The following is a 7,113-nucleotide window of genomic DNA, read 5'->3' as shown; positions in this document are numbered from 1 at the left end:
GGCCCATGGCAATCGTGAAAATCCCAGCGGAAAGCGCCGTTGCCAAGAATACGGAGTACCAACCCATTTCGATCTGGCCAAACGCCGTCAGCGTGTTCGGATTAACCGTCAGGATGTAGGCCATCGCCATAAATGTGGTCAGGCCCGCCATAATTTCCGTACGTACCGTTGTACCGTTCTGTTTCAGTTTAAAAAACCGATCCATGATAAAATTACTCCCCCTTAAAAATTGACAATCCAGGTTCAAACAACTGGCATGACAGCACCACTTTGTTGAATTTCCTTCGGAAAACGACAAAAAGCCCGAGGCGACATCCCTCGGGTTACCGTACATCCAGAAGAAACGATCGTTCGGATCAGCCAACAGCCATAGGCTTCCGTGAAGCAAGCATCGCAGCATTCGTCCGAGCAACATCCCCGAACTTTACCCAACCTGTTTCAACTATACGTTCGTTTCTTCCTTTCGTAGCCAGATCATTTACGGTGACCTCGTAGAGACTTCCGGGCCAATTCCCGGAATTATACGAAAAGAACTATGCGGTTTTGTCGATATCCAGACAAGCCATGTCAGCAAGGCTTATCACATGATTTATTCTAGGCGGAGGGTCCTAAAATGTCAACAGAAAAAACGAATATTCGATTCAATTCGTGATATTATTGTTCGTAATTTGAATTATTCGTGAAAATTTACACTGATTTCAAAGTAATCAAGAGACCCAAAGCAATAGATACAACAGTAAATTAACCAAAAATGCTCTCCTTTATTTGCCTGAACCGGCATCTAAAGGAGAGCATTTGTGAGTTTGATAACCTATTCCCATTCAATCGTGGCCGGCGGCTTCGACGTAATGTCGTACACGACGCGGTTCACGTTCTCGACCTCGTTGACGATCCGTACGGAAATCTTCTCCAGCACGTCCCACGGAATACGCGCCCAGTCGGCGGTCATGCCGTCGATGGACGTCACGGCACGGATGCCTACTGTGTAGGAGTAAGTACGAGCGTCGCCCATAACCCCTACGCTGCGCATATTCGGCAATGCCGTGAAGTATTGCCAAATCTCACGATCCAGTCCCGCTTTGGCGATTTCTTCGCGCAGGATGTAGTCGGAATCCCGAACGATTTGCAATTTCTCTTCCGTCACTTCGCCTAAGACGCGGATAGCGAGTCCCGGTCCCGGGAACGGTTGTCTCCACACGATTTCCCGAGGCAGACCCAGCTCTTCGCCAACCTTGCGGACCTCGTCTTTGAACAACGTTTTCAGCGGTTCGATCAGCTTGAACTTCATATCTTCCGGCAACCCGCCAACGTTATGGTGGGACTTAATCGTTTGGGCCGTTGCCGTGCCGCTCTCGACAATATCCGTATACAACGTTCCTTGGGCCAGGAATGTAAAGTCATCGAATTTCGCCGACTCTTCGTCGAACACGTAGATAAATTCGTTACCGATGATTTTGCGCTTCTGTTCCGGGTCATCCACGCCAGCCAGCTTCGAGAGGAAACGCTCGCGCGCATCAATCTTGACGACCTTCATGTCGAACTTGCCGACGAAGGTCTCCATGACGCTCTCCGCTTCGCCTTTGCGCAGCAGACCGTGATCGATGAACATGCAGGTTAACTGGTCGCCAATCGCTTTATGAATCAGCATGGCCACCACCGAAGAGTCCACGCCGCCGCTCAACGCGCAAAGCACTTTGCCGTCACCGACTTGGGCGCGAATATCGCGCACCGCGTCTTCGATAAACGTCTCCATGCTCCAGTTGCCTTCGCAACCGCAAATGTCGTAAAGGAAATTGCGGATCATTTCATTCCCATGTACGGAATGCCGCACTTCGGGGTGAAATTGTACGCCATACATCTTCCGGTCCGGATTCGAAAACCCGGCGATAGGCGCATGCTCTGTCGATGCATCAACCACGAAGCCGTCCGGAAGCTGGGTCACGTGGTCCCCGTGGCTCATCCATACCGTCTGCTTCGAATCCAAACCGCGAGTTAATGCCGAATGTTCGGCAAAATCCACGTCCGCTTTGCCGTACTCGCGTTTTGCCGCACGTTCGACCTTACCGCCAAGCTGGTGAGCCATTAACTGCATACCATAACAGATGCCGAAGATCGGCACACCGATGTCGTACACGGCCGGGTCAATGTGCGGTGCATCCTCCGCATAAACGCTGGACGGACCACCCGAAAAAACGATGCCTTTCGGCGCGATTTCCCGCAGGCGTTCTACCGGCGTATTATACGGCAGCAATTCGCTGTACACGCCTAAGTCGCGGATCCTTCTTGCTATTAACTGATTGTATTGTCCTCCGAAGTCAAGGACCACAATCATTTCATTAGGTTTATTCATGACCGAGCCTCCCTCAAATTATGACACCTATTATACGAAACGACAAAAGAGGTCGTCAAGGAAGCCCAAACGCCAATTTCAGCGTCGGCGAGAGGCCAACTTCCGGCATTGTTCTAGGAATTTCACGCTTTCCTGTCGCTCCAGCCGCAGGCCTCCATAGTAGATCCTTTCCCAGGTCCGCACGAACTGCTCAGCACACTCCGCTTGCGCCTGATCTTCGCTGAAAGCGCTCTGGATATATTCCCGGGCTGTCATGGACGCAGGCTTGGGGCCGTAAAGCAATGCCAATTCGTGCCAAACCCGATCCGCCGAAGCCAGCAGCTCGCGGCGTCCAGGAAAGGCACTGCTTAGCCGCAACCGTCCGAAGGCAAGAAGCAGCAAGTGTCCGCGCAGCCTCATTTCCCGTGCGAACAGCAAAGCGAAACCGGCAACCAAAGCCAAGGCAGTCCAATCGAACGGGCGCAGCCGCGGGTTCAGGTGGGAAAGTTGTTCGTAGGCGGCTTCCGCAAGCCTCGGTTGCAAGTGCTTGGCCACCTCAACTGCTTTGGCTAACCATGGAAAGGCCGCTCCTGCATCTGCTTCGCTTAATCTGTAATCCGCTAAGGTGCTGACGCTTAAAGCTATGGATTCGCCAAACCCCGGCGTCGGATCAAAGGCAACCCAACCCGCTTCAGGAAAATAAACCTCTACCCACGAATGCGCATCGGCATAGGTTACGGAATACCGGTGCATCTCTGCGGAAGCTGTACTGTTTGCGAACGAGGCGGACTCTAACCCGCTCCCCGCTCCGGCGGAAGCCGCAGCTGCAGATGGCGCAGGATCTCCCGGCGCGAAGCCCTTGACCCAGCGAGCCGGAATCCCGCCGCTGCGCAGCAAGATGACCATCGCCGTCGAGAAATGGTCACAATAGCCGATGCGGTCGACGAACAGAAAGTGGTCGACGAAATCGGCGCCTTCCGGCGGCTGACGGGAATCGAGGCTGTAAGCGTAGCGATGCTTAAGGTAGCTCTCGACGGCGGCCGCCGCATCATAGCGGTTGCTTTCTCCGGCGACAAGCTGCTCGCCCAACTTCCGCACCCGCTCCGGCAATGCGTCCGGCAGCTGCAGAAAGCGGTCACGGACCTCTACAGGGTCCGGCCCCTCTTCTTGGCGCAGCTTGTCCGCAGACGCCGTCGGCACCGCCGACGTCAGCTCATAGCCGTAAATCTGCTCCGCCGGGGCAGCATAGTCGACGATCAAGGCATCGGCCCAGGCATCAAACCGAGGCTCAATCTGCACCGACTCGTTTCCGTCACCGGCGATGATCCGTTCCGCCTGGACCGGAAGCCCGCCCGAGAGCAGGGCTACCCTCCCCGACAACGGCGCTTCGAACGTCACCGTTTGCCGTATGAGCTCGCGGCCGGTGTCGACCTGGGCCTCGGCTGTGATGGCTTCGCCTTCAGCCGCCTCGCCCGTTACGCCGCCGGAGCGCTCCGCCCCGGCGATCGCGGGCGCGCCTTCCCCGGCCGGTTGAATCCAGCCCCGGCCGGTGTACACGCTTTTGCTTTCGCCGCGCCAGTACGTATTGTACGGCGACAACGCCGTAAAATACGGGTCATGGCGCAGGCGCAGCGGCCCGCCCAGCTTGGAGTCGTCCCGGCCGTAGCCGGATACATTGACAGCCGCAGCATGGCCCGGCGTGCCTGTCAGCTCGGCTCCGCTCCACTCCGACAAGCTGCGCGCGACCTGCTCCCAAGAGATCGCCCGCACCGGCTGCAGCGGCAGCAGCGAGCTGAGCAGCGCTGCGCCCGCCACGCAGGCGAGCACGACGGCCCCGCCGGCGATGCTCCCGGTTCCCCGGCTCGGTCCAGACTCGCCGCGATGGAACGCTGCCGCCTGCAGGGCCAAGCCCAACGCCGCCGAGCGGATGACGCCCAAATACAGCTCCAAGCCGACGGCAGCTTCCAGCACGAGCAAGTAGATCACCGTGGCGGACAAGAACAGCAAAATACTCTGGCGCGATAACGCCAGCATCTGTACGGAAACGACCAGCAACGTCCAACCGATCAACAGCAGCAATGCCCGCGTCTCCATGCTGATGGAGAACAACCGCCCCGTATCCCAAAACGCCTCCAGATCGGCAGAGATCGTATGGGCGTAGCCGGCAAACCAGGCAATCCCTTCTCCTCTCCCGAACAGATACAACATGGCACCGGCGATCAGCAGCGGCGGCAGCGGCGCATACAGGGCAGTCGGCAGCCGCAGGCAGCCAAACAACAGCAAAGCTCCGGTGAGAACGAAAAACAGCGGAAGCAGCTCCGTCTGCCTTTCGGGAATCATCGCATGCAACGGATACAACCATTCCCCAAACAAACCAAACAGCAGCAGCGTAATCACGACCCGCAAGCCGACAGAAGGCGCAGAATGCCCGCCTCGCCGGGATGGTGTCACCGGTGCCAACTGGCCGCTGGAGGTGAGCACTGCCGGTTTAGGCGCCGACATGCTTGATCGCCTCCTTCCGCGGAGTTTTCGTCCGATACAACGTCAGATCCAACACCGTGACGCCCCGTTCTCGCAGCCGGGCTACCAGCCGCCCCAGATCCGATCCGCCGAGCCCGCCGGCGCACCAAACTTCCACGGTTACCCCCAGCTCGGCCCAATGCAGCACATCCCCCGCCAATTCAGGCGTCAGCGTGCCGGTGATGACCGTAAGGCTTTGCCCTTGGGAGAGCACCTCGGACCAATCCCGGCGAAGCAATTCTCCCGCAGACAAGCCGCTCCCTAAGCGGAGGCCGGCCAGCTGCTCCAGGCCGCTCATCAGGCCGTCGCGACCGTTCACCCGGCAAGCTCCGTCCATCGCGCTATGGCTGAAGCGAAGCTCATCGGCGCCGGAATCGCCGCCCGCTTCGCGCGTAAACCACGTGGCGGCTGCCGAAACCGCCAGTTCGAAGCCGGCGGAGGAAGCGTAATCCCCGTCCTGCGTGCTCAGCAGCAAATAGCGCGGCATGACCCCCTGCTCCTCGGGGATGCGGGAGAGCAGCTGGCCTTTTTTCGCCGAGTATTTCCAATGAATTCGCCGCAACGGATCACCCTCGACATAGGGTCTTAACCGGCCCGGAGTTGGAGACGATGCGACCAGCTGGGGCTGCCAAGCCCCGCCGCCCTCCTGCTCGCCCCGCTCCTCTGCCTTCGGGGGATCTCCTGCCAGCCGCAGCGGATGAACGACCATCACCTCAGAGGAAGCCGCAAGTCGGCTCCGCTTGAACCAGCCAAACGGATCGCCCCAGGTTAACCTAACGGAAGCATTCTTATAGACGCCCCGAGGCAAGCCCTGAATCGCATATGTCATCCGGTAATCCCGGCGAAATCCGGTAAAAAACAAACTACCGCCCCGGCCCCCCGGGCGGTTCTTCCCGTATTCTGAACCAACCGCGTCTCCTGCCAGCTGGTCCTCGATCTGCAGCCAAACCGGCGGCAGACCTCCCTCACAGCGGACCGTTAACGTGACAGTGACCGGTTCACCGGCAACCGGAAATACCGGCTGCCAAGCGCGCTCCACCTTGAAGCGCTTCGGGCCAAATGCTTGGACCAAAACGCCCTGCAGCATAATGAATCCGACCAGCAGCAGCAAGAATAAAGCCGACGCCCCGCCGCGCCAAGCGTACCAACCTCCCAAAGCTCCGGCGAAGGTGACGGCGATCAGCCATGCCCATCCTGCGTGCTTCATGACGAAGCCCCCGCTCTCCGTGCAAAAATCGGCACATTCACCTTAGCCAGCACTTCAGCTAGCGCCTTCTCCCCGCTGACTCCGTCGAGCTTCGCTTCCGTCCTCAGCACGATCCGGTGCGTGAGCACAGCGGGCGCGACCGCCTTCACATCGTCCGGCGTGACGAACGAACGTCCTTTGTAATACGCCATCGCCTGCGCCGCCCCCATCCAGGCAAGCGTTGCGCGCGGACTGAAACCCAGCGCGATTTGCGGATGGCGCCGGGATACGTCCGCCGCCCCAACCATATAGCGCTTGATGACGTCGTCCACAAATACACTGCGCACCTGACGCTGCATGAGGGCCATTTCCTCCGGCAGCAGCACCGGCTTCAGCTCGGCAAGATTAGGCGGATCCTGCATCCTCCCGAGCAGATCCACCTCCTGCTCTGGCTTCGGATACCCGAGCGTCAGCCGCATCAAAAAACGATCCAGCTGCGCCTCCGGGAGGCGATAGGTTCCTTCGTATTCCAGCGGATTTTGCGTAGCCAGCAGCAAAAACGGCTTCGGCAAAGCCCGCGTCTCTCCATCGATCGTCACTTTCCGTTCTTCCATCGCTTCCAGCAGTGCCGACTGGGTTCGCGGCGCTGCCCGATTGATCTCATCGGCCAATACGACATTGGCGAACACCGGCCCGGGCCGAAACTCAAACTGACCGCTTTGCGCATGGTATACCGTTACGCCGGTGACATCAGACGGCAGCAGGTCCGACGTGAACTGAATGCGGCCAAACGACCCGCCGATGCAGGCAGCTAACGTGCGTACCAGCATCGTTTTACCCACTCCTGGCACATCCTCTAACAAAATATGACCGCCGCTCAATATCGCTACCACCGCGAGCTCGATCTCTGTTTTTTTCCCAACAATCACCCGATCCACCTTATGGACGAGCCGCTCCAGCAGCGTCTGCGCTTGATCGTGATTCATCCTGACTTCTCCTCCATTTCTAAAAACCATGGCCGTAATCTATCAACCAGTATCTCCAGAAACTAGCGGAAATAGACATGGAAGAAAGGAAG

5 protein-coding genes and 1 riboswitch (1 of these 6 cut by a window edge) are annotated in these 7,113 nt (G+C 58.1%); all 5 genes read right to left on the bottom strand.

The genetic code is table 11. The features are described 5' to 3' along the window. Positions 1–205: the 5' end (the start) of an NCS2 family permease gene (locus ACL02P_RS21430; RefSeq protein WP_009226962.1), read on the bottom strand. 1,196 nt of this gene lie to the left of the window's left edge; the window shows 205 of its 1,401 coding nt (coding positions 1–205); it begins with the start codon at positions 203–205; its stop codon lies beyond the left edge, outside the window. Between the two features lie 241 nt (positions 206–446). Further along, a riboswitch (purine riboswitch) is annotated at positions 447–547 on the bottom strand. Positions 548–811: 264 nt separating this feature from the next. Then, positions 812–2,350, bottom strand: a complete 1,539-nt coding sequence (gene guaA / locus ACL02P_RS21425; protein WP_260071747.1) for a glutamine-hydrolyzing GMP synthase — start codon at positions 2,348–2,350, stop codon at positions 812–814. A gap of 78 nt (positions 2,351–2,428) precedes the next feature. Continuing rightward, positions 2,429–4,831, bottom strand: coding sequence for a transglutaminase domain-containing protein (locus ACL02P_RS21420; protein WP_323079027.1), 2,403 nt, complete (start codon positions 4,829–4,831; stop codon positions 2,429–2,431). After that, positions 4,818–6,056: a DUF58 domain-containing protein gene (locus ACL02P_RS21415; RefSeq protein ID WP_260071745.1), complete on the bottom strand. Its 1,239-nt coding sequence runs from the start codon at positions 6,054–6,056 to the stop codon at positions 4,818–4,820. The genes ACL02P_RS21420 and ACL02P_RS21415 overlap by 14 nt, the downstream gene beginning before the upstream one ends. Continuing rightward, positions 6,053–7,021: an AAA family ATPase gene (locus ACL02P_RS21410; RefSeq protein WP_260071744.1), complete on the bottom strand. Its 969-nt coding sequence runs from the start codon at positions 7,019–7,021 to the stop codon at positions 6,053–6,055. Before ACL02P_RS21410 ends, ACL02P_RS21415 begins: the two co-directional genes overlap by 4 nt. Positions 7,022–7,113 lie beyond the last annotated feature (92 nt).

The sequence above is a fragment of the Paenibacillus sp. MB22_1 genome (assembly GCF_047200555.1).
Taxonomy (GTDB): Bacteria; Bacillota; Bacilli; order Paenibacillales; family Paenibacillaceae; genus Fontibacillus; species Fontibacillus phoenicis.
Note: the sequence above shows the minus strand (reverse complement) of the source record. Positions and strands in the feature narration are given on the sequence as shown.